The following is a 25,101-nucleotide window of genomic DNA, read 5'->3' on the forward strand; positions in this document are numbered from 1 at the left end:
CAGAAAAGGCAGCTGCTTACCCGAAATTTCTTACCCCTACCATTTTCCCACTCCCCCCAATTCTTCGAGGCAGAACTAGTCGTCCGGCGTTCCGTGGCTACTCGGCACGATAGTCGGAGTGACTTAAATACCCCTGGATCGCGTCACAATGACCGCGCTTCTTATCGCGACCCGGCTATCTCGACTTCCTGAAAGCGTTCCCATATGAATATTAGAAAGAGGCAATCATCGATGCTATGCGCCTCGTTAGAGTCGGTTTGAGGGGGCTCTGAGACAGGAATGGATGACAGATTGTCCGTCAGCCTACGGGGAGGAGAAGTTGCCTATGCTTAGCAACCACCATTCGAGTAACATTGCGGCAAAACCAGCGACTGAAACTGGACTGTTAGGCAGCGGAAACCAGGCCGGCGTGTTACTCGGAAGCAAATATGAGCTAGGTGGAAGCAAGCTGCTCGCGTCGTCTGTTAATCGGGGATGGGGCAGCAGCATTACGGCCGAAGTCCGTCGACACGAGGATCTGCACTGCACAGCATTCGTGCAGCAGGTAAACGAAGTTATCATCGCTCTTTCTGGTTCTGCCAAGATTAAGCGGCGCGCCGATGGGCCGGAGCAGAAATTTCTTTCTCGACCAGGCTCAGCGTGCATTTGCCCGCGCGGCGTGGCGGTCAAATACCTGCATATCCATTCCGGTTCCCTGGAGATGCTCCATCTTTACCTTCCTCAGGACCTGTTCGGAAATTTGGAAAGCTTGGACGGCAGCTCGGTAGATTCCGGTCTCATGTATACCGGTGGGTTTTACGACCCATTAGTTCAGCATATTGGCTTGGCAATAGCAGAAGAACTTCAAGCGGAGCAGTCCGCTGGCCGAATCGTCCTCGACTCACTAGCACTCGCGCTCGCAGCAAGAATGCTTCAACACTATACACGCCAAGAGCCGAATAAATTATCCGGACGCTTTATCGATGGAAAAGCATCGGGTGCCTTAGATCACGCACGGCTGAACAGAGTGCTTGAATTCATGTACCAGAACCTAGGGGCCGATATAACCTTGGACGAGCTTGCGGGTGTTGCATGCTTGAGCGTCTATCACTTTGCGAGAGCGTTCAAGCTGGCGACCGGAAGCGCGCCCGTTCAGTACTTCACGGATTTGCGTGTCGCGCGAGCAAAAGCCCTACTCGCGGATCCTACCATCACGGTTGAAGATGTTGCGTTGTCGACCGGGTTTTCATCAGGAACGAATTTTGCACGGGCCTTCAAAAAGTCTGTCGGCTTGTCACCGACCCAATACCGCAGCCAACACTAGGCTAGTGGTCTGATGCCAACACTTGGTGCCCCCGTTTGACGGCGGCCATGATTTCCTCGGGACCTGCCTTCCAGACGAATGGGCGCGGTTCTTGGTTGTGCTCTTTGATGACCCGATCGATGGCCGCCTGCAGGTCGACGACGGAGTGAAAGACGCCGTGCGTCAACCGTCGGCGTGTCAGTTTTGCGAGGAAGCCCTCGACGGCGTTCAGCCATGAACATGATGTTGGAACGAAGTGGAAGGTCCATCGCGGAAGCCTTGCCAGCCAGGGGCGGACCTTTGGCTGTTTGTGATTCAGTTGCCGCCATAATGGCCACTGTTCCCAAGCCTTCGTCGCTCATCACGTGATCCTGGCCCGCCACGCATGCTTTTGCGGCGAACCGCGATTTGCAACGACGGCTTCGAGCCGGGCCCTGTCGGCGGCGGTGAGGTCAAATGTAGTGCCGGAGCGCATGGTGAACCGTCGCAAATTCGACACCGATCGGAATCCAAAATCGGACTCTTTTGTCGCGATCAATCCACCAGCAACAACGCTCACGCGCCTTAGCGTAACGCAGCGTTGAAAGCGGCAGGAAGCTTCATGGTTCGCGCGCGCCATTCCTCGTCACCTATATGCTTCAACTTCGATGGGTGCGTCGCCGACCTTTCGCCACTGGGGAGCAGTCGCTCCCGCGATTGGCGTGACCCTGCAGGTTAGTTTGGCTGTCAAGATGAGTGCAGATACAGAGGACGCGATTGCAGCGTGTGACCTCGGTCTGCAGTCGCTCTCTGGCCACCTTCGGCCGGCGTTGCAAGCATGTTCACAAGACAGCAAGAATTGCCTTTTGCAGAGCAATTGGCGAATGGCGGCCTTCGCCGTTCGCCATATACTCCTAGACTAGTAGCCAACAACAGGCCGGTGGAGCTAACAGAGAACAAATTCTCTGGAAAGAGCTAAAGGACCAGTTGGCGTTGACCCTGCCTATGAGGAGAGGAACCTAGGTGGGAAGGGAGAGACAGCAGGGTCTGTCGCAGGAGAATCCGACGAAGTTGGGAGGCTACGTCATGAGACAAGATCGCGCAAATGCGAGACGACACACCGAGTACGAAACATTAACCGCGCCGAGAATGATCAAGACCCGCGCTGGTGACGTCGAAGCGGTCGAAATTGGCAATCCCTCCGGGCAAGCGCTGATATTCCTGCCCCATGGGCTCGGCGATTGGTCGGCGCTCTTGGACATTGCTGTTGATCTCGCGATGTTAATGCCGGACCTGCGGTTGATCGCATTGTCTCGCCCAGGATGCGGGGGTACGCAATGCTTGGAACCAAGCGTTTCTGACCCCTTGTTTTTCGAAGCGAGCGTCGTTCTGCCTGCTTTGATGGATGCGCTTGATATTTCTTCTGCAGACTTTGTTGGACACGCCGATGGAGCGTCTGTCGCTTTGATCTTGGCCGGGCTCTTCCCGGAAAGGGTCCTGGGTGTCGTCGGGCTGGCCGCCTACTGCTTTGGCGATCAATACCTTTGCGCAACCCTTGAGGCTATTTCCGCGCTGGGGGATGCGCCGGAGTCATTGTCAAACCTTGTATCCGGCAGCCACGAACCCGACATTTTCTTTCGCCGTTGGCGTGAGATTCGCTTGTCGGAGTGCCAGAGACGATGGAATGCTACAAAGTTTTTCGAGGGGATTTCAGTGCCGGTAACGCTTATTCAAGGAGCGCGTGATGAATTTATCAGCCTCGATCAGGCCGCCGCCATTGCTGCTCGAATACGCGGTGACGTCTGCTGGGTCACGTTGAGAAACGCGGGTCATTTCGTTCATCTTGAAAACCCAGAACAGGTCATCACACTTGTCCGGCACCAGCTCGACCAAAGCCGCGGTCGCAAGCCCGCAATGCAGAGCGCAATTGATCCAGCGACGCGTCGTAAAGCGAAAGGAACGAAAAAGATCCCGTGTCTTTTGCCAATTCAGCCGCAGTTGACCGGTGCGGACGACAAACCAGCCTGTTTGCTTGTCGCCTAGGCCAATTCATGCCGGTTGTCTTGAGTGCCGTTGATACCTATAGCTGGGTGAAACGGATACTGGTGCGCTATGGATCAAGACAAGTCCCTACAAAAGCTGGTCCCGGCAGTCGAGCGGGCTGCCGAGATTTTGGATCTCGTGAGTTCCTCAAGGCGGTTCCTAACCGTTTCCGAACTGGCACGGGAGACAGATCTTCCCAAGAGCACTGTGCATGGTCTCTGCGGGACGATGGTGCAACTAGGGCTCTTGGTCCGACGACCGGATCAAACCTTTGTTGTCGGGCCGCATGTGCTTCGGTGGTCCAACGGCTTCGACCGTCAGACGGATGTCGCGACTGAATTCGCGTTGCTTTGCGATGAGGTTTCCATTCCCGAGCACGCGACTGCTTCACTTTCCGTGCCCGAAGAGATGGATATGGTCTTTATTGCCGCTAGGCAGGCGGCTGCGGGCAATCGCTTTGCGGCGCGTCCGGGGATGCGGCTTCCGGCCGTTTTCGTTGCTTCCGGCAAGGCGGTCCTCTCGCTGTTGCCCGATTTCGAAATCCGTCGATCGGTGGCCAGCAGCTTTCCAGCGCCCCTCACCCACAAATCCGTACTAGGTGTTGACGAACTTCTTCTGGAGCTGAAGGAGGCGCGGACAGAAGGAATTTTCACCGATGTCGGTCAGTGCATCGACGGCGTGACGAATATCAGCTCTCCGGTGATGAACGCAGTCAACAAGCCCCTTGCAGCGGTGATGCTAAGCGCCCCAAGCGAACTTGTGGAAGGAACAGCGTTGCACAACGTATCGTCTGTCGTCGCGTCACTTGCCAGTCGCCTATCTCGACGGATGGGCGCCGACGTACAGAACCGGAGTTCCAACCCATAGCGATCCGTCGCGGCCCTACCTACAGGGCAACGTTCAGGAAAGCAGTAAACCTCGCTAACCTTTCGAGCGCAGAAGTGAACGGTGGCCGCGAGCGTGTCCGTCCAACCAGTAAATCCTAAAAATAGTGGCGACCATGTCGTCAATGAATTGCGGTCCTACGTTCACGGACTCTACGGGCCGACGGTTCCGTGTAGATCCGCGCCCATGCGATGGGAAAGCTGCGTTGCGATGCGTTTCACGTTGGCGATTGCCTTTTGCTGGATGCTGTCATTGACAGCCTCGTTCGGTAAGCTGACTGCAACCCCGGCGATGGGTCGATTTCGGGAATCGAGCACGGTGGCCCCGAAGCACACGATTCCTTCCGCGACCTGCTCGTCATCGCAGCTATAACCCACCCTGCGAACTTCCTGCAGTTCCTTGAGCAAGTCGTCAACGTCCTGAACGCTCCTTGGCGTGCGCACAGGCGGTAGCCCTTCCGGATACAGTCTGCGCACTTCAAAGTCGCTCATGTGGCTGAGAAACGCCTTCCCGGTAGCTGTGAACGCGGCCGGAAGGCGCATACCGGTTCGGAAGTCGATGCGAGTGTTGCTCAACTCCGAGTTTCGGGCGGCGATGTAGACCACTTCTGCTCCCTCGAGCACCGTCAGGGTGATGGTGGCACCAGGTAACTCTGTCTCCTGGTCCCAGATGGACGCGAATTCGGTGGCGACGTCCGACTGAAGGGTAAACGCGTTCGACCACCGCATCACATGCGGCCCGAGTTGAAAGGTCTGATCATTCCGTCGGATCAACAGCTCAAGATTGATTAACGTATGGCACAGCGTGTGCACCGAACTTCTCGCGATCTTCAGTTCACGAGAAAGATCGGAAAGACTCAGAAAGCTCCTGGACCGGGCCACCAGGTCGAGAATCCGCGCGCCACGTTCAAGCGCTGGCACATGTTTGGCTTTGCGCGTCTGTGGATCCATGAGCCCTCCCGACTTTGTCTCTTCCGGCGCCGCTTTTCCTCTTGACAGTCGTATAACCTGGCGATTAGCGTCCCGTCTACTGAAAAGTGTTCAGCATATTGAACGGCAGGCGAAGGGGAGGGGCGAGTTCCCGTCCATTTCGGGTCGTGCTTCTTTGGGAGGTTTGCATGGCATTGAACGTCCGCGACTGGGCTGTAAAGTTCGGGGAGGCGACCGATCGCGACCCGACAATAGGGGCAATGGCGCGCTATTACACGTGCACGTTCCTCTGGGACATGGGCACGCAGAAGATCATCGTGGAGATGGTCGACGGCAAAACCTACAGAATCAACACGGATCCCCAGCCGCTCGACGCCTATGACTTCGCGTTGAAGGCAAGCCCGGCGACCTGGCGTGAGTTCGCCAAGCCTATCCCCGACCCAATGTATCACGGAATCTGGTCGGCGAGCTTCCGACGCGATCTGAAGATCGAGGGCAACATCCTCGTGATGATGCAGAACCTGCGCAACTTCACCGTCCAATTTGAACTCTTGCGCAAAGTCGGTGTGCCGGTCTGAGCAGAATTCGATCTGAAGGAACATTGGAATGGCAAAGCATTCTCCAGTCATCGGCCGTTACGTGACGATCAACGTGGATGGCTATGAATACAAGGTTTTCTATCTGCGCAACGGGACGGGCGTTCCGGTGATGTGCCAGCACACGGCTGGTTGCCACAATCACCAATGGCGCGGACTCCTTGAAGACGAATCCATCACCAAGGATTACGACATCATTGCCTACGATCTGGCACGTCACGGCAAATCCGACCCGCCGTTGAACCGCGAATGGTGGAAGGAGGAATACACCCTCACCGCCAGCCACTACATGAACTTCATCATCGCGCTGTCGGAGGCGCTGGAACTCGACCGCCCGATCTTCATGGGATCGAGCTTCGGCGGCAACGTTGCTCTCCAGCTCGCTCTGCATCATCCCGACAAGTTCCGCGCCGTCATCCCGGTGGAAGCCGCGGAACATGCGCCGGGCTTCTACCTTGATTGGTGGCGCCATCCGCACGCCAATGCTGCCCAGGTCTGCGCCAGTGGCGTGTGGGACTTGATGGCCCCCCAGAGCCCTGACATGGACCGCTGGTTGACCTGGCACTACTACAGCCAGGGCTCCGAAGTTTTCAAAGGCGATCTCTACTTCTACTCCATCGATCACGACCTACGCGGCAAGCTGGAAAACATCGATACCAAGCGCTGCCCCGTGATCATGATGACCGGCACGTACGACTATCTGACCCCGCCCGAGGCGACGGAAAATACGGCCAGACAGATTCCGGGCGGCATCTACATCGAGATGGAAGACATCGGCCATTTCCCGATGTCTGAAAACTACCCGTTGTTTGCGGTGTACCTCAAAGAGGCTCTCCGCATCATCGACGAGCGCACCTGATCGATGAACAGCGACAACGAGGCTTACCTATGAAAATCATCGAGTTTGATGAAAAAGGGCGCCGTGTCGAGGCCGAGGGAAAATCGGCGTCGCCGAGGAGCAGCGGCTCGGCTCTGGCCCCCCGTCCCCAATTCTCCCCGGCCCTGAAGGAAGCGCCACGTTCCCGGCGCAAGTCTTCGGGGATCGAATTGCATATGTTCCAAACCGGAACTCTTCGAACGAAGGTGAAGTACATCAAGATGAACCAGGGCGATGGGGACATCGAGATCCCCGTGCCATGGTTCCTGATCAAGCACCCGCAAGGCAATGTCGTAATCGATGGCGGCAACGCGGTAGAGGCCGCCATCGACAAGCATGGTCATTGGGGCAAGGTCGTCGAGACGTACGATCCTATCATGGCGGTCTCGGAGAACTGCGTCGACCAGCTCAAAATGGTCGACGTGGCGCCGCATGATGTCCGCTACGTCTTGCAGTCGCACCTTCATCTGGACCACACCGGCGCCATCGGTCGGTTCCCGCGCGCTCAGTACTACGTTCAGCGAAGCGAGTACGACTACGCTTTGAAGCCGCACTGGTTTTCAGCGGGCGCCTACATTCGTTCTGACTTCGATCGCCCGGGATTGAACTGGAAATTCCTCGGCGGAGAAGTCACCGACAATTACGACCTCTTCGGCGACGGAACGGTTCGGATGATCTTCACGCCGGGCCATTCTCCCGGGCACCAGTCTTTTCTAATCAATCTGCCGAAAAGCGGTCCGATCCTGCTCACCATCGACGCAGCCTACACAAAGGACCACTGGGAGAATCGGGCTCTGCCCGGACTCGTGGTCTCATCGGCGCAGGCGGCGGATTCAGTCGCCAAGCTCCATCGGATCGCAGCCTCGACCGGGGCGACCGTCATCACCGGCCACGATCCGCAGGCCTGGGCAGGCGTCCGGAAGGCGCCGCACGACTTCTATGACTGACGCATGAATCGCAACGACAGCATATCAACTGGAGGAGGACGTATGCTTAAGACTATCGCGTATGCAGCAGCAGTTCTGGGCGCGCTCACGACGAGCACGCTGGCGGAGGGGCTGGACGAACTCAAACCCGACGTCGTCGAACGTCTCTATAACAAAGATATGCTTGATCCCGCGCAACCGATCGGCGCGAGCAAGTGGCGGGATTTCAAAGCGAAGAAGGGACCGCCTTGGAAGATCGGATACGCGTCGTCCTATGCCGGAAACACCTGGCGTGCCGCGGCCATGAACGAACTGCAGAACGAGATCGTTCCCGAGTGGAAGGAACTTGGTCTCCTTTCTGAACTCGTCGTGACACAGTCCAATCTCAACGACTCCACACAGATTCAGCAGATTCGCCAGCTCGTCGATCAGGGCGTGGACGCCGTCATTCTCTGCTGCTCGAATCCCACCGCGTTGAACGCATCCGTCAAATACGCGGCTGCCAAGGGTGTTCCGGTGTTTTCCATGACCGGCTACCTGACTTCCGAATATGCGATCAACTCGTCCGTCAACTACCACGTGGGCGGCTACGAGATCGGCAAGGCGATGGTCGAACAGCTCGGCGGCAAGGGAAATGTTCTGGTCGTCGAAGGCATTCCGGGAACGTCGGGCTCGGACAGCCAGAACCGCGGTGTTCTCGCCGGCCTTGCAACATCGTCGGACATCAAAGTCGTTGGCTCTGTGGCCGGCATGTGGACCGACCAGGTCGCCCAAGGCGAAGTCCAGAAATGGCTGGCGACGAATCCTGGAAAGCTCGACGGCATCGTGGTGCAGTCGGCGGCTGAAATGGGCGTGCTGCGCGCGGTGCAGCAGGCTGGTCGCGGAGACATCCCGGTCGCAATCGGAGGCGAGCTGGGCGCGCTTTGCTACTGGCGGCAGAACCCGAACTACATCAACACCTCGTTCCAACTGTGGCCCCCGGCCGACGACATGGCACTGATGTGGCACGTCATGATGCGCACGCTGCAGGGGCAGGGGCCGAAGGTCCAGTCGATCCTTGTGGATCCGGTCAAGATTACGTTCGATGACCTGAAGAAGTTGATGAACGAAGATTGCTCGGTCGACAGCGCAGAGTGGCTGAAGGTCGGTGCGAAAGGCTGGGGTTACGACCCCTCGTATCTGGACGATTTCTTCCTTCGCCCGGCGGATCCACGCGCTTACAAGCCGTGAGGCGAAAGGGGCCGCGCGAATGCGGCCCATCCTCTCTAGTCCACAATTGAATCCTTTTGGTCGTCGCTTTCAGCGGACGGGATGAATCATGACGTCTTCCGCCACAGAAACTACCCAGATCGCATCTCGAGACACCGTCGTCGTGCGTGGTGTAAAAAAGTACTTCGGCCCGACGCGGGCCTTGGACGGCGCCTCCTTCTCGGCGCGCGCCGGGGAAATCCACGCGATCGTAGGCGGCAACGGATGCGGAAAGAGCACGATGGCCAAGGTGGTCTCCGGTGTTCTTCCTATCGATAGCGGGACCGTATCCATTCTGGGCGAGACTCCCTCCACGCCGGCGGAGAGCCGAGCCCTCGGCATTTCGACGGTCTACCAGGAAGTCCTGGTCGCCGACGAAAGCTCGATCGTCGACAACATTTTCATGGGAGCAGACCACCTCTTTACCAAGACCCTCTCCCAGGAGCGGAAAGTTAGCCGCGCCGCCGAGTTGATGGAAGAGCTCGCCGGAGAACCGGTCGATCCTCACGCACTTGTCGGAACGCTGCCACTCGGACTGAAGCAGTGGATCACGATCGCCCGCGCCCTGCTTTCAGAACCGAAGATCCTCATCCTCGACGAGAGTTCCGCAGCGCTCGACTTCGATTCCACCGAGCGGCTCTTCGCCAAGATGAGGGCGCTTCGCGACAGGGGGACGACGATCCTGATCGTTACACACCGCATCGCGGAGCTTGTCCGGATTTCCGATCGCGCCACCGTGTTCCGCGACGGTCGCGACGTCGGGATCCTGGAAAAGGCGGACATCACCGAGAAGAACCTTCTCGCGCTCATGACCGGCGAAGACCGCAGCGGGCACAGCGCGACGACCGCCCCAATCCCAAAGACAAACGAACGCGCACTGAAGGCACGCAACGTCGCTGTCTGGCGAAACGGCAGGACCTTCGATTTCGATCTGCGACGTGGCGAAATCGTCGGCGTCGCCGGACTCGACGGCCAGGGCCAGGATGCCTTCGTCCGAGTTCTTGCAGGCGTGATCCCCGCGTCCAACGGGGCGGTCCAGGTGGCTTCCCGTCACGGAACCTGGTCGCCAGTGCGGAATCTGCCCGAGGCCGTCAAAGGCAAGATCGCCTACGTGTCCGGCGATCGCAAGCGCGAAGGAATTTTCGCGTCGCTGTCGATTTTCGAGAACATGGTGATGCCGCTCTACCGCGAGAAGAAGCGGGGCGGCATCCTTGGATTCGTCGATCGTGGCCCCCTCGGCACGATCTTCAAGCGTGAAGCCGAGAACCTCCTTATCAAGTTCGGTGCCAAAGAGGACCGGATCACCTCCCTTTCGGGTGGAAACCAGCAGAAGGTTCTGATCGGCCGTGGCTTTGCAATGCGGCCCGACGTGATCATCCTGAACGACCCGGCGCGAGGCATCGACGTCGGTGCGAAAACGGAGCTCTACAAGCACCTCCGGACGTTCGCTGAAGAGGGCAGAGCCGTCATCTATCTCTCTTCCGAAATTGAGGAGTTCCTCGGCTTCGCCACCAGGGTCGTCGTCTTCCGGGACGGAGCCCCATTCGACGCCTTTGATGGCCGGAGTCTCGATCCCAAGCGAGTGCTCGAGGCCATGTTCGGCCAAACGGCGGGCCATGGGCTCACCGGTCCGTTCGGTCTTTCGCCACATCGAGCGTCGGGGCTGATGCCCGTCGCCGCGGCCGGCGATGGCGTCCGAGTTACCGTGCAGATTCCACCGGAAATAAAGGCCACACTGAGAGTCGGGGACACGCTTCCGACGTTCAGCGCGACGCCAACGGAGCGGTTCGTGCCGCTTCCCCGCTCCGAAGACAAAATCGCCCCTAAGTCAATTCGGGTCGTCGAATTCGACGATCTCGGCGCCAAACGTCAAGGGAGCCGGAAATGAGCGCTTCGGCTATAAATACCATCACCGCTGCGACAAAATCGGTCGTGGCCGAAGCCCAAGGGGGACGGTCGAATCCCTTCCTCCTTATGCCGATCACCCTCTTCTTCGCGCTCCTCTCGGTCGCCGTGCTGAGAGCGCCGAGCCTCATGAGCGCGTCGGGTATCGGCGCTGCGATCATCGTGGTTACGCCCCTCATTCTCGCCACCTACGCCCTGATGGCATCGACCATCGCGGGACGAGGCACCATCGACCTGTCGGTCGGCCCGCTGATCGGCTTCATCAACGTCACGATGATCCAACTCCATGCGGCGGGACTGCTTGAAAGTCCGATTCCGGTCTTCCTGTACTGCATGGGAGTGGGCGCTGCCTACCAGCTCATCTTCTCGCTGATCGTCATCTATGTCCGTGTCCAACCGATCATCGTCTCGCTCTCCGGATATCTTGCGCTGACCGGGATCAACCTTGTCATTCTCCCGCGGCCGGGTGGGACGGCTCCTGCTTTCATGGAGGAGTGGGGCTTCGGGATCGAAATCTTCTCTCCCATTCTGGTCATTCTGCTACTGGCCACCACTGCCTGGCTCCTCTTCACCGCGACGGCCTTCTACACGCACCTGCGTCTGATGGGTTCCGATGAACGCGCCGCCTACACCTCGGGCGTTCCAATCACGATTGTACGCATCGGCGCGCATCTGATTTCCGGGTGCTTCGCCGGGCTCGCATCTATCTGCTTTACCGCTCTGATCTCATCGGGCGATCCTTCGCAGGGGACGACCTACACGCTCATCGCGGTCACGGCCCTCGTGCTTGGTGGCGCATCGCTTGGGGGCGGCCGGGGCGGCGTATTTGGTTCGGCCCTCGGCGCACTAAATCTTTACCTGATCACCTACGTGCTTTCGTCGTTCAACTTCGGATCGGTCCAGAGCTTCGTGACGAATCTGGCCTACGGCGTTATCCTGGTGATCTCCCTGCTGATGACGCTGCTCATTCCCGTGATCCAGCGCTACATCCGCAACTTCTCGCCACTTCTCTATTTCGTTGCGCTGTCCGTCGTCGTTCTCGGTATCATCCTTCATGCGACCTTCGATTATGGCTCGCTCGGTGCGGTCGGCGTGTATGTCCCCGGTCCTTTCAGCCTGCAAGCGGCGCTCACCGCGCCACTGGAGACGGCTTCGCTCACCACCGAGACCGAGGCCCTGCGTCTTGCGGCCGCTCCGCTCGTGTTTTCATCGATCATCCTGATCATCGTCGCGGTTTTCCTTCGACTGGCCATCGGTCAATCAAGCAGACGGACGATCGGACCCGCTGTCGCTGTCGTCGTGGCCGCCCTTGCGCTTGCCGGAGCTTACGTGATCGCCGAGGGCGCTAACACCACGCAGACTGAGGTGATAAAGTAATGGACAAGCTGCCGCAACTCAGCCTTCCGGCCAGAATTCTCGGCCTCGTCATTGGCATCATTCTGACCGTTATCGGGATCGGGTTCGGGTTCGCCCAAGCGATTTCCGTCCAAATCATCATTCTGTCGGCTATTGCCACCCTCGTGCTCTTCTACTGGGCTTGGCGCTATCTCATCGGCCAGTTCATCGACGGCGAGGCGCGGCACACGGACGGGCTCAGTCCGCTTAGGCAAGCCTGGACCCAGTACCGTTGGCCGCTGCTGGGACTCGGGCTCATTCTGCTCGCTTTCCTGCTGCTGTCGCTGACGGTCGAGGCATTCTTCAACATCTGGAACGTGATCTCGCTGATCATTCTGCTGGTGATACTCGTTCTCACCAGAACCCTCGGGCGGCAGTTCCAGCAGAACCGTTCGGCATTTATCGGCATCATGGTCCTCGCGGGCCTGTTCTCAGTCGGATCGATGAACATCGAGGGCTTTTCGTCCGGCAACAACATCAAGTCGATGCTCCTGTTCGCCTCGTTCCTCGGCATAGCCTCGGTCGGCCAGACCCTTGTGGCGCTGCTGGGCGGACTCGACCTCTCGATCCCGTTCATTATCGGCGGGGCGAACGTCGGTCTCCTGTACCTCATCGGCCTGGGCGTTCCCCCGTGGCTGGCCGTGATCATCGTCCTCACGATAGGCACGCTGCTCGGTGTGATAAACGGCCTGCTGAGCTATCGGCTTCAGGGACAAGCCCTCATCGTCACGCTCGGAACCGGATTCGCGATCTCGGGTGGCGTGCAGATCATCACTTCGATCGGATCGGCCTACTCGGGCAACGTGTTCGGGACGGTTCCCGCCTGGCTCTCCAACTTCTCCGCGATGAACGGATCGACCTTCGGCCTTCCGTTCCCGCCCGTGATCGCTATCTGGGCTCTGATCGCGATAATCTTGATCATTGGTCTCAGAACCACGGTTTATGGCCGCTACCTGTACGCTCTCGGTGTCAACCGCACGTCGGCCAGCCGCATCATGATCTCCGAGATGCGCTACTGGGTCGCCGTCTACGCGTTGTCCGGCTTCTTCGCAGCGCTCACCGGCGGACTTTTGCTGGGCTGGTCGGGCGGCGGCTTCATCGGTGTCGGCGATCAGTATCTCTTCTTGACCTTGGCCGCGGTGGTCGTGGGGGGAACCTCCCTCCTCGGCGGCGCAGGGGGCTACGGCTTTACCGTAATCGGGGTGCTCGTCCTTCAGGTGCTCTCCAGCTTCCTGGTCGGCATCGGCCTCGATTTCAAGTGGCAACAGTTCATCTTCGGCCTGCTCATTCTGCCGATGGTAGCGCTTTACGCCCGTTCCCCACACATCCGAACGCAGATTTGAGGAGGTTTGCATGAAACGTACGTATTTCCGCGAAGGGAGACTTTAAAATGGCCGTCTATCAGACCACGGACCTCACGGCGGCGAGCTATTCCGTAGCCCTGTTCGGCCTGGCCGCCACCGCAATCCTGTTGCTCCTTGGAACCGCCTGGGTGGGGCGCAACTGGCGCCTTCCTGTGGCGCTCTGCGCAATCGCAGCGCTCGTCGGAATACCGGCGGCATTCGAGGCGAGAAACGCCTGGCTCGCAGGCGGCGGCGTTCCCGTCGTTTATCATTACGTCGGTTGGGCCATCTCGATGCCCGTTCAAGTCATGGCTTTGTATTTCTTGGCAAAATCAGCAGGAAAGCTGGGCGCAGGACTCTTCTGGCGATTGATTGTGGTCGCCGTGCTGATGGTTTTCGTCAGGTATCTTGGCGAGGCCCAGTACATGCATCCGACGCTCGCCTTCCTGATCGGACTTGTTTTCTGGCTCTACATTCTTGGCGAGCTCTACTTCGGTCGCATGGACGACGTCGTGCGTGCTGCCACGGGTGACCATCTTCGCCGCGGATATTTCTGGTTGCGGCTGATCGTGACGATTGGCTGGGCGATCTATCCGCTCGGCAACTTCCTGACCGCCTTCGCCGGGATGACCGACGATGGCAGCCTGTCGGTGGCCTACAACGTCGCTGACATCCTCAACCGCATGGCCTTCGGTGTCGCCGTTCTGGCGACCGGTGTCCTCGTCTCCGAGGAGGCCAAAAAGACTGAAGCCCATCATTTGCCCGTAACCCCTGCTCATTCTGAAGGAAGACGTCCATGAAGGGTGCAGATGTAATTGCCATTATTATCCTGGCCGCGATCATAATCGCAGTCGCCGCTTATCTTCTGCACTGGCTGTATCGCCGTTCCACGAAGGACGTAAGCTTCGTGCGCACCGGCTTCGGTGGTGAGAAGGTTGTCATGGGAGGCGGTGCGCTCGTGCTGCCGATCCTCCATGACCTGACGGAAGTCAACATGAATACGCTGCGGCTCGAAGTCTCCCGAGCCAGAGAGAAATCCTTGATCACCAAGGACCGCATGCGCGTCGAGCTGACGGTCGAGTTCTACGTCCGGGTGTCTCCTGAGATCGCCGCCGTGGCTACCGCAGCCCGAAGCTTGGGCAACCGCACCATGAATGCCGAGCAGCTCAAGGATCTGATCCAGGGCCGGTTTGTCGACGCCATGGGTGGCGCCGCTGCGAAAATGACGCTCGAGCAGATTCATGAAAATCGTCAAGCCTTCGTGAAGGAGGTGAAGCAGGAGGTGGCGGAAAGCTTGGCGCTCGACGGCCTGGAACTCGAATCCGTGTCGCTGACGTCGCTCGATCAAACCGACATCAAGCTCTTCAATGCGTCCAACACCTTCGACGCGGAAGGTCTGACCTGGCTCACCGAGCAGATCGAGACTCGTAAGAAGAAGCGCAACGACATCGAGAAGGACACGGAGGTCGCGATCCGCGCGAAGAACCTGGAAGCCGAGAAGAAGAGTCTCGCGATTCAGCGGGACAGCGAATACGCACGGCTTGCGCACGAAGCCGAGGTGTCGGTCGAGCGGGCGAACAAGAAGTCCGTCATCGCCGCAGAAAACGCGACGAGAGAGCGAGAAATCGAGTCCGTTAAGCTGCGCGAGCGGGAAGCCGTCGAGCGCGCGCGCATCGACATGGAGCGGCAGGTGGAAATGCTCGAGATCAAGCGTCGCGAAGTGACGCAGATCGAAGAGCAGGCCCGCGAAATCGCCGTGTCCGTCAAATCGAAGGAGCGTTCGGAAGCGCAGGCGCAGGCCGAGGTAGCCCGGGCGGCCATGGTCGAGGCGCAGGAGCGCGTCCAGACCATCCGCGACACCGAAATCGCCAACCGCCAGAAGGCGATCGAACTGATCGACGCGCAACGCGCCGCCGAGTCCGAAGCGGCAAAGGTTCGCATCCTCGCCGAAGCCGAAAAGGCGGCTGCTCAGGATCGCGCGGACGCCGACCGTATCGCGGTCGCGGCCCTCGAGGAGCGGTTACGCGTCGAAGCACAGGGCAAGGAAAAGCTCAATGCCGCCGAGAATCTGCGTTCCGACGCTGCTCGCCGTTCAGCCTTGCACAAGTCGCTTGTCGAGAACCTTCCCGCGATCATCCGCGAAAGCGTCAAGCCAATGGAGAAGATCGAGGGCATCAAGATCATGCACGTCGAAGGACTCCCAGGCCTGTCCGGCACTGTGAACGGAACCGGCCTCACTGTCGGGGCGGATGGTGTTCCGCCGCGCGACGGCAATCTCGCCGAGCAAGTCGTCAGTTCGGCACTCCGCTACCGGACGCAGGCGCCTTTCGTCGACACGCTCCTCGGTGAGATCGGTTTGCGTGGGGACACGGTTCACCGCGCTCACGCGCTCAACGACCTCTCCAAGATCGTATACACGGAGCCTTCCGCGCCTGAACCAAGGGCTAGCGGCAAGAGCCGGGCCAACTAAGCGAATGGGGGACCGGGTTTCCTCCCGGTCCCCAACTTTCCGTCGGAGCGCAGGAAAACCAAATGAAGTCGCCAGTTCCCATCGTTGAACGTTCGATCCTGATTTTCGCAGTCTGGGCCGTGCTCGGATTCCTTGGTCTGGGCATTTTTCTCGAAGGATTGAAGCAGGATTCCTGGCTCCTTTCCGCCGCGGGTGTCGCAGTCATCGTGCTGGCGTTCGTCGCTCACATCATTGTGAACGGTGTCTTCGATACGGGCTTTACTCCAGGAGAGACTGCGCTCGGCATCGGGGCTTACGGGGTGCTCGGCCTTGTCTTCGTCGCTGGCGCCGTCGGCGGCTCCCTGACGATGACGAATTACTATTCGGGCCTGACCCTTTTCGGGGTGCTGGCGGCCGGATTCCTCGCCTACCTGCTCACCCGACATGGGCTGCGGGGCGCCTTCTCCCGCTTCCATATCAAGCCGATGACTGAAAGGGAGCCAAGCAAATGATGTGGTTGCCGCTCTATATCCTCTTCTACGCCGCCGTCACTCTCTACTGGGCTCGCATGGCTGCCCGCGCGAACAGGAACTACCAGACCTACTTCTCCGCAAGCCATTCGTTGCCGCCATGGGTCTCGGCGCTCGTCCTTTCAGGGGCCAGCATCTCGGGATGGATCATGCTTGTCGGCGCCGAGGAAATTGGCCGCAACGGCTTCGGACTTGCGGCGATCCTGCAGGCCGGCATCGCGCTCTCTCTGCCGGGCGTATTCTTTTTCAAGCGGCTCTGGTTGTTGGGGCAGCGGCTCCAACTGTCGTCGCTGAGCGAACTCCTGCGCGCCTACTGGAGTTCTGAATTCCTCGTGGCGTTCTCGACCGTGGTGGCGACTTTGTTTGCGGTCGCATTCGCCGGGGTCCAGATGGCAGCGCTGTCCCGGCTCGTCGTTCTGCTAACCGATCAGACCGTATCCATGCCGGCAGCGGCGATGGTCCTCTGCTTCATCCTCTTCGGCTATGTCGTCATAGGAGGAATGAGGGCGGTTGGATATCTCGGGGCGGTCCAGACCGTTCTCGCCGGCGCCGCGATAGTGGGTTTTGCAGGATGCGCCGTTCTGCAGCTTGGTGGGTTTGGCGCTCTGAACGCCGGGCTTCTCAAGCTTGCCGCCGACCCTGCCGCCGCCGGAAAGTTTATCGTTTCGGGCGTAGTTCAGTTCACTGCGGGTGGCGGCCGGCAGGCTGCGGCCGCCCACGAGGGAACGGCTCTTGCCAGCCTAGCGATGGTGTTCGCCCTTATGGGTTTGCAATCCAGCCCCATGGCGATCAAGGTCGTTCTCTCGACAAATAGTCCAAGGGCGATCGCGGCGGGCCAGACCTGGGTGATGGCCGGCGCTTTTGGAGCAATGATTGCCCTTTGCGTTGCCTGCTTCGGCGCGGCGTCCCTGATCGATCCGTCCAAGGACTTGTCAGGTCTGCTGACGTTGATCTCCCCTTGGTTCGCCGCCTGGCTCTTCATCGGGCTGCTGGCCGGCGTACAACTGATGGCTGGTCTCGCGCTTCTGACGGCCGGCGAGTCGCTGATTCGGAACGTCTACAAGCCTTGGTTCCATAGCAGCCTGTCGCGGGGCGATACCGTCACCGTTACGCGTGTAGCCATCGGCCTCCTTGTGCTCGCTTCGGGCCTGATGCAGGTGTTGACCCCTGTCACGTTGTCGATGCTTGCCTCGCTGGCGCTTCCGCTTGCATTTCAGCTGTGGACTCCGCTTCTGGGAATGACCTGGCTTCGCTGGTTCACGCGGCCCGGCGTCGTGACAGGCGTGGGCTTCGGCATCGCTGGCGTGCTGCTCACCGAGCCATTCGGGATCGCCGTTCTGTCGGCCTTGGGGCTTGAGCTGCCTTGGGGCCGCGCGCCTTGGACCATGTCTTCCGCCGCTTGGGGAATGGTCGCGAACCTGCTGGTCACAATGCTGGTGTCGGCGTTCACCCAGCGACGGGCGTTCGGGGGCGAGGCGGCCCAAGAGGCGCGCAGCTTTCTCTACGGCATTCTCCGGCCTGCATCGCGGGTCAGAGCACTTCGCTCCACGGCTTGGTCAATTTCGCTTGCCTGGCTCTTCTTCGCCGTAGGCCCAGGTCTGATCTTGGGTAACTACGCCTTCAACAAGCCGGACGGCGGTTGGGCACTTGGCATGCCCTCACTCTGGGGTTGGGGCTTGGTGTCATGGGTGACCGGCCTGGGCATCGTCTGGTTCTTGTCCTACAAGATGGAGATGGCGAGCCCGCATGTCGGGGCCATCCCCGACTATCAACCGCCACCCCGTCTGCGTCCGGATCAGCGTGCAGCCGAACGTGAGCGTCTTCGGGCATTGTTCGTCACCGTTGCGGTCGCCTTCGGCATCGTTGTCCTGATAGTCCTGAGCTTTGGCCACTAGGTCGGGTTGCCGCCCTCTTCGGTGGGCGCGGCCATTGCCAGCAGCGTGAAACTTGAAGGAGAGTGGAATGGATTCCTTTGTCTTTAGCACGACCGGCCAGATATTTTTCAGGCCGGGCGCGTCAACAGAGATCGGATCTCTCTTAGGCGGCCGAGTCGGCGGCCGAGTCCTAGTCATCACCGATCCGGGTTTGCGAAAGCTGGGCCTCTGCGAACCCGCACTAAACTCGCTGCAGTCAGCGGGCATTGCAGTCACAGTCTTCGACCGCGTCGAACCGGATCCATCGCTCTCGACCGCAATGTCTGCCGTTGAACTCGGCCGCGAGAAGGCCATAACAGGGGTGATCGGCTTTGGCGGGGGCTCTTCTCTCGACGTTGCCAAACTGGTGGCGCTCATCTGCGGATCGAACGAAGAGATCGAGGAAGCCTGGGGGGTGGGAAACGCAAAAGGCCCGAGACTTCCCCTAGTGCTGGTGCCGACGACGGCTGGAACAGGATCCGAGGTCACCCCCGTTTCAATCATCACCGTCAGTGGTGATGAAAAGCGGGGCGTTTCGTCGCCGATCCTTTTGCCGGATGTCGCAATTCTCGACGCGGATCTAACTCTGGGTCTCCCGCCGCACGTAACGGCGGCGACCGGTATCGACGCGATGGTGCATGCGATCGAATCGTTCACGTCGAAGAACGCGAACAACAATCCCCTGTCGAAGATGCTGGCACGGAGCGCGCTAGCGCTGCTTGGAGCCAACATCGAACGCGCGGTCGAGGTTGGGAGCGACCGCCCTGCGCGCGGCGCCATGCTTCTAGGTTCGATGCTTGCCGGACAAGCCTTCGCAAACTCGCCGGTTGCAGCCGTTCACGCGCTCGCCTATCCCATCGGCGGGTCCTTCCACGTTCCGCACGGATTGTCGAACACGCTGGTCCTCCCGCACGTGCTTCGCTTCAATGCACCGGTGGCGGCCGGAGCCTACGCCGCCATCGCGGCCGACGCGTTTCCTCATCTCGTCGCCATGCAGGACGAAGCCGAGCGCTGCTCCGCTTTCATCGATAACCTTGCGGGACTATCAGCGAAGCTGGGCCTACAGCAGCGGCTTCGTGACGTCGGCGTCCGGCAGGAGGACGTCGGAGGGCTCGCGCGAGACGCGATGAAGCAAACCCGGCTTCTCGTGAACAATCCTCGCGACTTAAACGAGACGGATGCCCTGGCGATCTATCAATCGGCCTGGTGAGTTTCCAAGGTCACGTCGCTGACCGCCGAAGCCCACTTTTGAATTATCAAACAAGGGAAATCAACATGGCAGTGCCCGCCTTGAAGGATCAAACGCAATAGCGTGCGGAATTCTATATCGGCGGCAAATGGCAGGGCGCGGAAGATAACGAGGTAACCAGCGTCTACAACCCTGCGGACGGTTCGCTCATAGGATCGGTTTCCAAGGCGGGAAGAGCGGAAACGCAGCGGGCGCTCAAGGCGGTGGAGAAGGCGCTTCCCGCCTGAAAGAGCGTTGGCGGGGAAGGAGCGCTCAGCCATATTGCGCCGGTGGTTCGAGCTGCTGATAGTCCATCAGGAAGATCTCGCTACCATCGTGACGGCGGAACAGGGCAAACCTCTCAGCGAGGCGCGAGGCGAGATCGCCTATGCGGCATCCTACATCGAGTGGTTCGGCGAAGAAGCAAGCGCGTGTAAGGTGTCACTGTTCCCGCGCCGACTTCAGGCAAGTGTACCGTGGTCTTGCGTCACCGGAACGCCCAAGGAAACCGGGTTGGAACTGACCGCGAACGCGATCGTTCGCAAGCTAGGCTTCACCGGATCGACTGCGGTGGGAAAGAGCTTGATCGCGCAATGCGCCTACACGGTCAAGCGCACCTCCATGGAGTTGGGAGGGAATGCGCCGTTCATCGTCTTCGACGACGCCGACGTCGACGCGGCAGCCAAGGGGGCGTTCGCTTCGAAGTACCGGAACACAGGCCAGACGAGCTTCTGCGCGAACCGGCTTCTCATTCAGTCGGCAATCCACGATGCGTTCGCCGAGCGACTGGCGAAGGCGGTCTCGGAGTTCTCGGTTGGAGAAAGGGTTCTTCCCCGGGGTTCAGATCGGCCCCCTTATCGACCACAAGGCTATCAACAAGGTGGATGCGCTGGTGTCCGGCGCCGTGGCGCGCGGTGCAAGGACACTCACCGGAGGGCGCCGGCGTTCGCTCGGTGGGACCTTCTACGAGCCGACCGTCATGGTCGACGTTCCGCCGCAGGCGGAAATCTTCAGCGAGGAGATATTCGGTCCCGTCGCCCCAACTTTCCGCTTCGAAACCGAGGAGGAAGTGACGTTTGGCACTTAAATGTAAGAATGCCGCCGTTTCTTTTTGGGTTGGCATTTAATTTGAGATTCCGTGGGCTGAAAATCTCGAATTGAATGTAGCTGCGAAGACCTCCGCGACTCGTGCCCGCAGTCCACCATCTCTTCCATGGCGTTGCCGAAGCGGCTTTATTCTTACCCAATCATATTGCCACGCAGCATGGAAAGCATCTCCGACCCAGCTCGCTGTGCGATGGCCGCACCCGCTAAATGAGCTGGCCGCAAGTTTGGCTGCCGACGAATGCAAAGCCTTTGCCAAGCTCCAATATCAAGGAGCGCTGGTGTTCGATGAGGCCTTGCTCAAGTTCGTGCTCGGACATCGCTGGGCCGAGAGCGAGAAAATCGAAGCTTGATGGGTCTTTGATCAATTCCTGCGCCAGGTCTGACTGGGGGCTGGCAATCTTCGACCAAAGTTGGTCAGCGCTTTTCCTTGCCTCTGGCCGAGACCGCTTTCGATATGATGGACGAGAACGTTGCGGCTCTACCCATTTTCAACGGCTTGGCGCGCATATCACAGCCTTTCTTCATCGCTTTTCAGGGCTTCGACGCGTTTCACGTTTTTCCCAGGGCAATTGTGCAACAAGCTGTTGCACAATTTGCTTGTCAGGGAACGCCTCAGCAAAGGCGCGCATGTACTTGAGGTTTCGTGGCGAAAGCCCCGATCGATGACGCGGCTGCCCCATCCCTCAACGTTCTGGCGCGCCAAGATCTCGCGGCCGATGCCCCAATAGAGCAAAATGAGTTCTCGGTTGACTGCAACGGCCGCCTTGAGGCGGGCTGATCGGATTCGCTCCTTAAGCTAGGAAAGGAGAGAGGCGTATCCGCGACGGCGGCGGTACCGATACTGTCGCCCGGCTATTCCTGGTTCTTTGGCGGCGGCAATCTCGGGCCGGTGCCGGTGCTGCTTTTCTGGATGGCGGTGCTCGGTGGCACGAGCCTCTTCGGCGGCAAGGGAACGGTGATCGGCACCATCGTCGGCGCCCTGATGATCGGCCTCATCAACAACGGTCTCATTCTGATGGGGCTCGAATTCAGCCAGCAACTGATCGCCCGCGGCGGCATCATCATTCTTGCCGTCGCGCTCAGCCAGAAGCGGAGCTGATGCCATGATCGTTTCGCTCATTGCAACGCTGACAGCCCGACCGGAAACGCGAGAAGAGCTTTTCCGCCTTCTCGTCGATCAGGTCGAGCCTACCCGGGCTGAAAATGGCTGCATAGACTACAACCTTCACGTCGATGCCATGGATCCCCACGTCTTGGTGTTCTTCGAGAATTGGAAGAGCCAGGCGGATCTCGACGCGCACATGGAAATGCAGCACCTGAAGCCGCTGCTGAGCCAGATCGCCATATGGCGGCTACTCCCGGCGGAGCCCACGGGGAACAGGTGATCGGACTGCGCCTGACAAGGGCGGCTATCAGCGCTGCCGGCGAAACGGCTTGGTCGGTCCCCATTCGACTAATCTCCGACACAGGCGCTCATCGATTGTCTTGCGATGCGTCGATAGCCCTCCGCAAAGTCTCCGCAAGCTGTCGTCGGGTATAGGGTTTTGCAAGCGGCCGGAATCGCGACGTGGTGCCGATGCGTTCGACATCCGCGTAGCCGGTGGCCAGGACAACCGGGACGTTCGGATACAGCGTCATGATCTTGGCCGCCATAGCGTCGCCGTCAATTGGGCCGGGCATGACCACATCGGAGAAAACTAAATCGAACGGTCCGTCTGTCTTGAGTAGCTGCAATGCTTCCGTTGCGTCGTCCGCGCATGTGACGGAATAGCCAAGCGAAACGAGTGTGCCCGCGGCGAATTCACGGACCATTGGATCATCCTCCACGACGAGAATGCGCTCACTGCCACCTTCCAGCACTCCGTTCGAGATGGGCTCCGCGGTTATTTCCGTAGACGCCAGTCGAGGAAAGGACAGGAAAATGGTTGTTCCCTTGCCCGGTTCTGATTCAATTTCGATCCGGCCCCCTGATTGCCGCACGAACCCATACACCATGCTGAGACCCAATCCGCTGCCTTTGCCGAAGGGCTTCGTCGTGAAGAACGGCTCGAAGGCCTTTGCCCGCGTCTCCGCATCCATTCCGAAGCCGTTGTCGGAGATTCGGATCACCGCGTCGTCATCGCTTAGCGTCGTCGAGATTGTCACCCTGCCGCCATCCGGCATTGCATCGCGTGCGTTGATGCAGAGGTTCATTATGGACGCTTCCAGTTGTGCAGCATCCGCTCTGACGTGACCTGCCGCCGGATCAAGTGCGAGGTGCAGGATGACGGTTTCGCCGAAAGCCGTAGACAGCAATCCCTCCATGGCCCGGATTGTCCTGTTGATGTTCAGGGACGCCGGCTCTAGGGGTTGCCGTCCCGCGAAGGTGAGTAGCTGGCGTGTGAGGGCGGCGCCTTGCCGCGAGGCCTTGTGGTTCAACTGTGCGATTGCAGAAAGTCGCGGATCGGCAACTTCGTCGGCCAGCGTCTCGGCTGTCCCGATGATGACCGTCAACAGGTTGTTGAAATCATGGGCGACGCCGCCCGTCAGTTGGCCTATGGCTTCAAGCCGCTGTGCCTGCAGCCGTTTTGCCTCGTTCAGCCGTGTCTCGGTGACATCGCGGACACCACCGACCATTCGGGTTGCCATGCCTGCGGCGTTGCGGATGATGTGCCCCTGATCGAGAACCTCGGCATAGGTCCCCGTTCCCCGACGGAAGCGGTATTCTTCCAGCCACGTGTCGACCTCATCTTCGATCGCGGCAAGCACGGTGGACACGACACGTTCGCGGTCGTCCGGGTGGATCTTGGATGCCCATTCCCGAAAACCATCCTCGATCGGCACGTCGTCGTGCCCGAAGACGGATTTGATGTTGCTGTTCCATTGCACACGGCCGGTCGCAATGTCCCAGTCCCAGACCGCGTCCGTCGTCATCATGGCAACAATTGCGAAGCGTTCCTCGCTTTCCGTCAGCCGTTCCGCCGCTCGCTTTTTTTCGGTGATGTCGCGACCGGTTGCGACGAAATGGCTCGCGCGTCCATCGGAACCGACAATGGGTGCGATGCTCATGTCCACCCAGTATTCGCGGCCGTCCTTGGCGTAGTTCAGAAGTTCGACCCGGATCGCCCTTGACCGCGTGATCGCGCGATCAATCGCTTCAATGGTGGCGAGTTCGGTGCCGTGACCCTGAAGAAAGCCGGGAGATCGGCCGAGCGCGTCAGGCCGTGAATAGCCGGTGATCCTGATGAAGGCGTCGTTGACGTAGACGATCGTTTGCCTGCCCCCGGGCTGCGATGCTGTCTTTGTGACTATGACGAAGTCCTCGATTCTCGAGATCGCCATTTCCAGCAGATGTAAGTGCTGATCGGCCGCATGCCGCTTCGTCACGTCCCGGAAATAGACGGTCAGCCCTCCCGGCCCCGGATAGGCGGTGACCGAGAACCAGGCGTTCAGGGACTCGTAAAATACTTCGAAATCGGCTGTCTCGCTTTCGCGGACGGCACGCTCGTAGTGCTGCCGGATGATCCCCGAGGATGCCTCCGGGAACTCCTGCCAGATCAGGCGGCCCATAAGCGCCGATCGCGGGCGCTCCAGCAGACGTTCGGCCTGACGGTTGAGGTAGGTGAAGCGCCAATCGGTATCAAGCTGGAAAAACGCATCGCTTATGTTCTCCATCGACTCGGCCAAGCGCCGCTCAAGATCCCTGGCGGTATTCTCCAGCCGCTTGCGCTCATCGATATCCTGGAGGGCGCCCTGTATTCGGAAGATTTGGCCCATGTCGTCGCGGATCGCCACGCCGATTGCGCGAACCCATTTCCGCCGACCTGTGCCATCAATGATCTTCACCTCGATATCGTAGGGCAGACCGGTGGCAACGCAGGCTTCGAAATGCCGAGTGATCGCATCTCGCCACTCCGGCGCAAAATAGCCGATCCCCTCCTCGAAGGCGATTGTCTTGCCCCTTGGTCTCTCGTGGATCGCCCAGGTTTCATCCGCCAATACGATTCTCCGATCGGGCAGGTGCACCACCCATCCACCTAGCTTCGCGGCCTTGCCGGCGATCTCGATAAGAGCCTGGTTTCCATAGAGATCTTGCGACTGTCGGCGAGCGTCGCGAGGTACGACCCGATCTTGATGGAGTCGCCAAGCGATGATCAGCGTTGCGCCGACGACCCAGAGCCATGCAGTTGTCGGGAGCCAGGCGACGATGAAAGCGGAGATGCCGCCGACCAGAATTCCAGCGGAAAACCGATCCGTCGCACGTTGCCTGAGACCGGTCACCAGGATGCGAAAGCCATTGCCAGCATTTGCGTTTTCCCGTCGCATGATTTGCATCGTCCTCAGCCGCCGTTGATTTCAACCTCGATAGTCTCAAGCGATGCCGCAATCCATGAGAGATCGCTTAATTTTACCTTATTTAAATTTGGCGCCGCGGTCGCTTAACGGTGCGCCGGTTTAATCGATGCATCCAACTGCCGCGTTCCTGC

General features: G+C 59.4%; 21 protein-coding genes and 4 pseudogenes. 19 read left to right on the forward strand and 6 right to left on the reverse strand.

What is annotated here, in order from left to right:
• The first annotated feature begins 325 nt into the window (after window positions 1-325).
• Window positions 326-1,303, forward strand: coding sequence for an AraC family transcriptional regulator (locus AC07UR_RS29225; RefSeq protein ID WP_209792142.1), 978 nt, complete (start codon window positions 326-328; stop codon window positions 1,301-1,303).
• 1 nt (window position 1,304) lies between these two features.
• Here AC07UR_RS29225 and AC07UR_RS29230 read toward each other — a convergent pair.
• A pseudogene (locus AC07UR_RS29230) lies at window positions 1,305-1,595 on the reverse strand (IS630 family transposase); the annotation flags it as partial.
• Window positions 1,596-2,347: 752 nt separating this feature from the next.
• On the opposite strand from AC07UR_RS29230, the gene AC07UR_RS29235 reads away from it, so the two are divergent.
• Both AC07UR_RS29235 and AC07UR_RS29240 read left to right on the forward strand, forming a co-directional pair.
• Complete coding sequence (locus tag AC07UR_RS29235) at window positions 2,348-3,304, forward strand: alpha/beta fold hydrolase (RefSeq protein ID WP_173419485.1); 957 nt, start codon at window positions 2,348-2,350, stop codon at window positions 3,302-3,304.
• 69 nt (window positions 3,305-3,373) lie between these two features.
• Window positions 3,374-4,171, forward strand: coding sequence for an IclR family transcriptional regulator (locus tag AC07UR_RS29240; protein WP_173419486.1), 798 nt, complete (start codon window positions 3,374-3,376; stop codon window positions 4,169-4,171).
• A 170-nt stretch (window positions 4,172-4,341) separates the two neighbouring features.
• Here the strand turns inward: AC07UR_RS29240 and AC07UR_RS29245 are convergent, their stop codons facing one another.
• Complete coding sequence (locus AC07UR_RS29245) at window positions 4,342-5,139, reverse strand: IclR family transcriptional regulator (RefSeq protein ID WP_173419487.1); 798 nt, start codon at window positions 5,137-5,139, stop codon at window positions 4,342-4,344.
• A 167-nt stretch (window positions 5,140-5,306) separates the two neighbouring features.
• Between AC07UR_RS29245 and AC07UR_RS29250 the strand changes: the two genes are divergently transcribed.
• From AC07UR_RS29250 to AC07UR_RS29265, 4 genes are all read left to right on the forward strand, one after another.
• On the forward strand, window positions 5,307-5,696 hold the full coding sequence (locus AC07UR_RS29250; RefSeq protein WP_173419488.1) for a hypothetical protein: 390 nt from the start codon (window positions 5,307-5,309) through the stop codon (window positions 5,694-5,696).
• 28 nt (window positions 5,697-5,724) lie between these two features.
• Complete coding sequence (locus AC07UR_RS29255) at window positions 5,725-6,573, forward strand: alpha/beta fold hydrolase (RefSeq protein ID WP_173419489.1); 849 nt, start codon at window positions 5,725-5,727, stop codon at window positions 6,571-6,573.
• A gap of 194 nt (window positions 6,574-6,767) precedes the next feature.
• Window positions 6,768-7,538: an AttM family quorum-quenching N-acyl homoserine lactonase gene (gene attM / locus AC07UR_RS29260; protein WP_173420989.1), complete on the forward strand. Its 771-nt coding sequence runs from the start codon at window positions 6,768-6,770 to the stop codon at window positions 7,536-7,538.
• A 42-nt stretch (window positions 7,539-7,580) separates the two neighbouring features.
• Window positions 7,581-8,747: an ABC transporter substrate-binding protein gene (locus AC07UR_RS29265; RefSeq protein ID WP_173420990.1), complete on the forward strand. Its 1,167-nt coding sequence runs from the start codon at window positions 7,581-7,583 to the stop codon at window positions 8,745-8,747.
• Between the two features lie 69 nt (window positions 8,748-8,816).
• On the opposite strand, the gene AC07UR_RS29270 is transcribed toward AC07UR_RS29265, so the two are convergent.
• Entirely contained in the window at window positions 8,817-9,014 is a 198-nt protein-coding gene (locus AC07UR_RS29270) for a hypothetical protein (protein ID WP_234902915.1), read from the reverse strand.
• Here AC07UR_RS29270 and AC07UR_RS29275 point away from each other — a divergent pair.
• The 10 genes and pseudogenes from AC07UR_RS29275 to AC07UR_RS29320 all read left to right on the forward strand — a co-directional run bounded on the left by AC07UR_RS29275 (window position 8,929) and on the right by AC07UR_RS29320 (window position 20,615).
• Complete coding sequence (locus AC07UR_RS29275; protein ID WP_494700225.1) at window positions 8,929-10,653, forward strand: sugar ABC transporter ATP-binding protein; 1,725 nt, start codon at window positions 8,929-8,931, stop codon at window positions 10,651-10,653. The two genes, AC07UR_RS29270 and AC07UR_RS29275, sit on opposite strands and share 86 nt — an antisense overlap.
• Before the next feature lie 44 nt (window positions 10,654-10,697).
• Complete coding sequence (locus tag AC07UR_RS29280; protein WP_327795882.1) at window positions 10,698-12,047, forward strand: ABC transporter permease; 1,350 nt, start codon at window positions 10,698-10,700, stop codon at window positions 12,045-12,047.
• Complete coding sequence (locus AC07UR_RS29285; protein ID WP_173419491.1) at window positions 12,047-13,408, forward strand: ABC transporter permease; 1,362 nt, start codon at window positions 12,047-12,049, stop codon at window positions 13,406-13,408. The genes AC07UR_RS29280 and AC07UR_RS29285 overlap by 1 nt, the downstream gene beginning before the upstream one ends.
• Window positions 13,409-13,455: 47 nt before the next feature.
• Entirely contained in the window at window positions 13,456-14,208 is a 753-nt protein-coding gene (locus AC07UR_RS29290) for a bacteriorhodopsin (protein WP_173419492.1), read from the forward strand.
• A complete protein-coding gene (locus tag AC07UR_RS29295; RefSeq protein WP_173419493.1) occupies window positions 14,205-15,878 on the forward strand; it encodes a flotillin family protein in 1,674 nt (557 codons plus the stop codon). Before AC07UR_RS29290 ends, AC07UR_RS29295 begins: the two co-directional genes overlap by 4 nt.
• A gap of 62 nt (window positions 15,879-15,940) precedes the next feature.
• Complete coding sequence (locus AC07UR_RS29300) at window positions 15,941-16,369, forward strand: hypothetical protein (protein ID WP_173419494.1); 429 nt, start codon at window positions 15,941-15,943, stop codon at window positions 16,367-16,369.
• 167 nt (window positions 16,370-16,536) lie between these two features.
• Window positions 16,537-18,282 carry a hypothetical protein gene (locus AC07UR_RS29305; RefSeq protein ID WP_327795881.1) on the forward strand — a complete coding sequence of 582 codons (1,746 nt, stop codon included), beginning with the start codon at window positions 16,537-16,539 and terminating at the stop codon, window positions 18,280-18,282.
• Between the two features lie 67 nt (window positions 18,283-18,349).
• On the forward strand, window positions 18,350-19,510 hold the full coding sequence (locus tag AC07UR_RS29310; protein ID WP_173419496.1) for an iron-containing alcohol dehydrogenase: 1,161 nt from the start codon (window positions 18,350-18,352) through the stop codon (window positions 19,508-19,510).
• A 300-nt stretch (window positions 19,511-19,810) separates the two neighbouring features.
• Window positions 19,811-20,266 (forward strand): annotated as a pseudogene (locus AC07UR_RS29315) (aldehyde dehydrogenase family protein); the annotation flags it as partial.
• A gap of 76 nt (window positions 20,267-20,342) precedes the next feature.
• Window positions 20,343-20,615, forward strand: coding sequence for an aldehyde dehydrogenase family protein (locus AC07UR_RS29320; RefSeq protein WP_234942014.1), 273 nt, complete (start codon window positions 20,343-20,345; stop codon window positions 20,613-20,615).
• A gap of 223 nt (window positions 20,616-20,838) precedes the next feature.
• Here AC07UR_RS29320 and AC07UR_RS29325 read toward each other — a convergent pair whose 3' ends face one another.
• Window positions 20,839-20,952, reverse strand: coding sequence for a PDDEXK nuclease domain-containing protein (locus tag AC07UR_RS29325; RefSeq protein ID WP_234902867.1), 114 nt, complete (start codon window positions 20,950-20,952; stop codon window positions 20,839-20,841).
• Between the two features lie 204 nt (window positions 20,953-21,156).
• Window positions 21,157-21,368, reverse strand: a pseudogene (locus AC07UR_RS29330) (DUF1016 N-terminal domain-containing protein).
• Between the two features lie 180 nt (window positions 21,369-21,548).
• Between AC07UR_RS29330 and AC07UR_RS29335 the strand changes: the two are divergent.
• Both AC07UR_RS29335 and AC07UR_RS29340 read left to right on the forward strand, forming a co-directional pair.
• Window positions 21,549-21,734: pseudogene (locus tag AC07UR_RS29335) on the forward strand (ABC transporter permease); the annotation flags it as partial.
• Between the two features lie 4 nt (window positions 21,735-21,738).
• Window positions 21,739-22,020 (forward strand): putative quinol monooxygenase, encoded by a 282-nt coding sequence (locus tag AC07UR_RS29340; protein WP_209792138.1) that lies wholly within the window; start codon window positions 21,739-21,741, stop codon window positions 22,018-22,020.
• Between the two features lie 88 nt (window positions 22,021-22,108).
• Here the strand turns inward: AC07UR_RS29340 and AC07UR_RS29345 are convergent, their stop codons facing one another.
• On the reverse strand, window positions 22,109-24,940 hold the full coding sequence (locus tag AC07UR_RS29345) for a hybrid sensor histidine kinase/response regulator (RefSeq protein ID WP_209792136.1): 2,832 nt from the start codon (window positions 24,938-24,940) through the stop codon (window positions 22,109-22,111).
• Window positions 24,941-25,101: the final 161 nt, after the last annotated feature.

The sequence above is a fragment of the Ensifer sp. GW821-FHT05G01 genome (assembly GCF_059419585.1).

Coding starts and splice junctions, on each gene's coding strand:
- AC07UR_RS29225 (WP_209792142.1), top strand. CDS start 326: ATGCTTAGCAACCACCATTCGAGTAACATTGCGGCAAAACCAGCGACT.
- AC07UR_RS29235 (WP_173419485.1), top strand. CDS start 2,348: ATGAGACAAGATCGCGCAAATGCGAGACGACACACCGAGTACGAAACA.
- AC07UR_RS29240 (WP_173419486.1), top strand. CDS start 3,374: ATGGATCAAGACAAGTCCCTACAAAAGCTGGTCCCGGCAGTCGAGCGG.
- AC07UR_RS29245 (WP_173419487.1), bottom strand. CDS start 5,139: ATGGATCCACAGACGCGCAAAGCCAAACATGTGCCAGCGCTTGAACGT.
- AC07UR_RS29250 (WP_173419488.1), top strand. CDS start 5,307: ATGGCATTGAACGTCCGCGACTGGGCTGTAAAGTTCGGGGAGGCGACC.
- AC07UR_RS29255 (WP_173419489.1), top strand. CDS start 5,725: ATGGCAAAGCATTCTCCAGTCATCGGCCGTTACGTGACGATCAACGTG.
- attM (WP_173420989.1), top strand. CDS start 6,768: ATGTTCCAAACCGGAACTCTTCGAACGAAGGTGAAGTACATCAAGATG.
- AC07UR_RS29265 (WP_173420990.1), top strand. CDS start 7,581: ATGCTTAAGACTATCGCGTATGCAGCAGCAGTTCTGGGCGCGCTCACG.
- AC07UR_RS29285 (WP_173419491.1), top strand. CDS start 12,047: ATGGACAAGCTGCCGCAACTCAGCCTTCCGGCCAGAATTCTCGGCCTC.
- AC07UR_RS29290 (WP_173419492.1), top strand. CDS start 13,456: ATGGCCGTCTATCAGACCACGGACCTCACGGCGGCGAGCTATTCCGTA.
- AC07UR_RS29295 (WP_173419493.1), top strand. CDS start 14,205: ATGAAGGGTGCAGATGTAATTGCCATTATTATCCTGGCCGCGATCATA.
- AC07UR_RS29300 (WP_173419494.1), top strand. CDS start 15,941: ATGAAGTCGCCAGTTCCCATCGTTGAACGTTCGATCCTGATTTTCGCA.
- AC07UR_RS29305 (WP_327795881.1), top strand. CDS start 16,537: ATGCTTGTCGGCGCCGAGGAAATTGGCCGCAACGGCTTCGGACTTGCG.
- AC07UR_RS29310 (WP_173419496.1), top strand. CDS start 18,350: ATGGATTCCTTTGTCTTTAGCACGACCGGCCAGATATTTTTCAGGCCG.
- AC07UR_RS29325 (WP_234902867.1), bottom strand. CDS start 20,952: ATGTCCGAGCACGAACTTGAGCAAGGCCTCATCGAACACCAGCGCTCC.
- AC07UR_RS29340 (WP_209792138.1), top strand. CDS start 21,739: ATGATCGTTTCGCTCATTGCAACGCTGACAGCCCGACCGGAAACGCGA.
- AC07UR_RS29345 (WP_209792136.1), bottom strand. CDS start 24,940: ATGCGACGGGAAAACGCAAATGCTGGCAATGGCTTTCGCATCCTGGTG.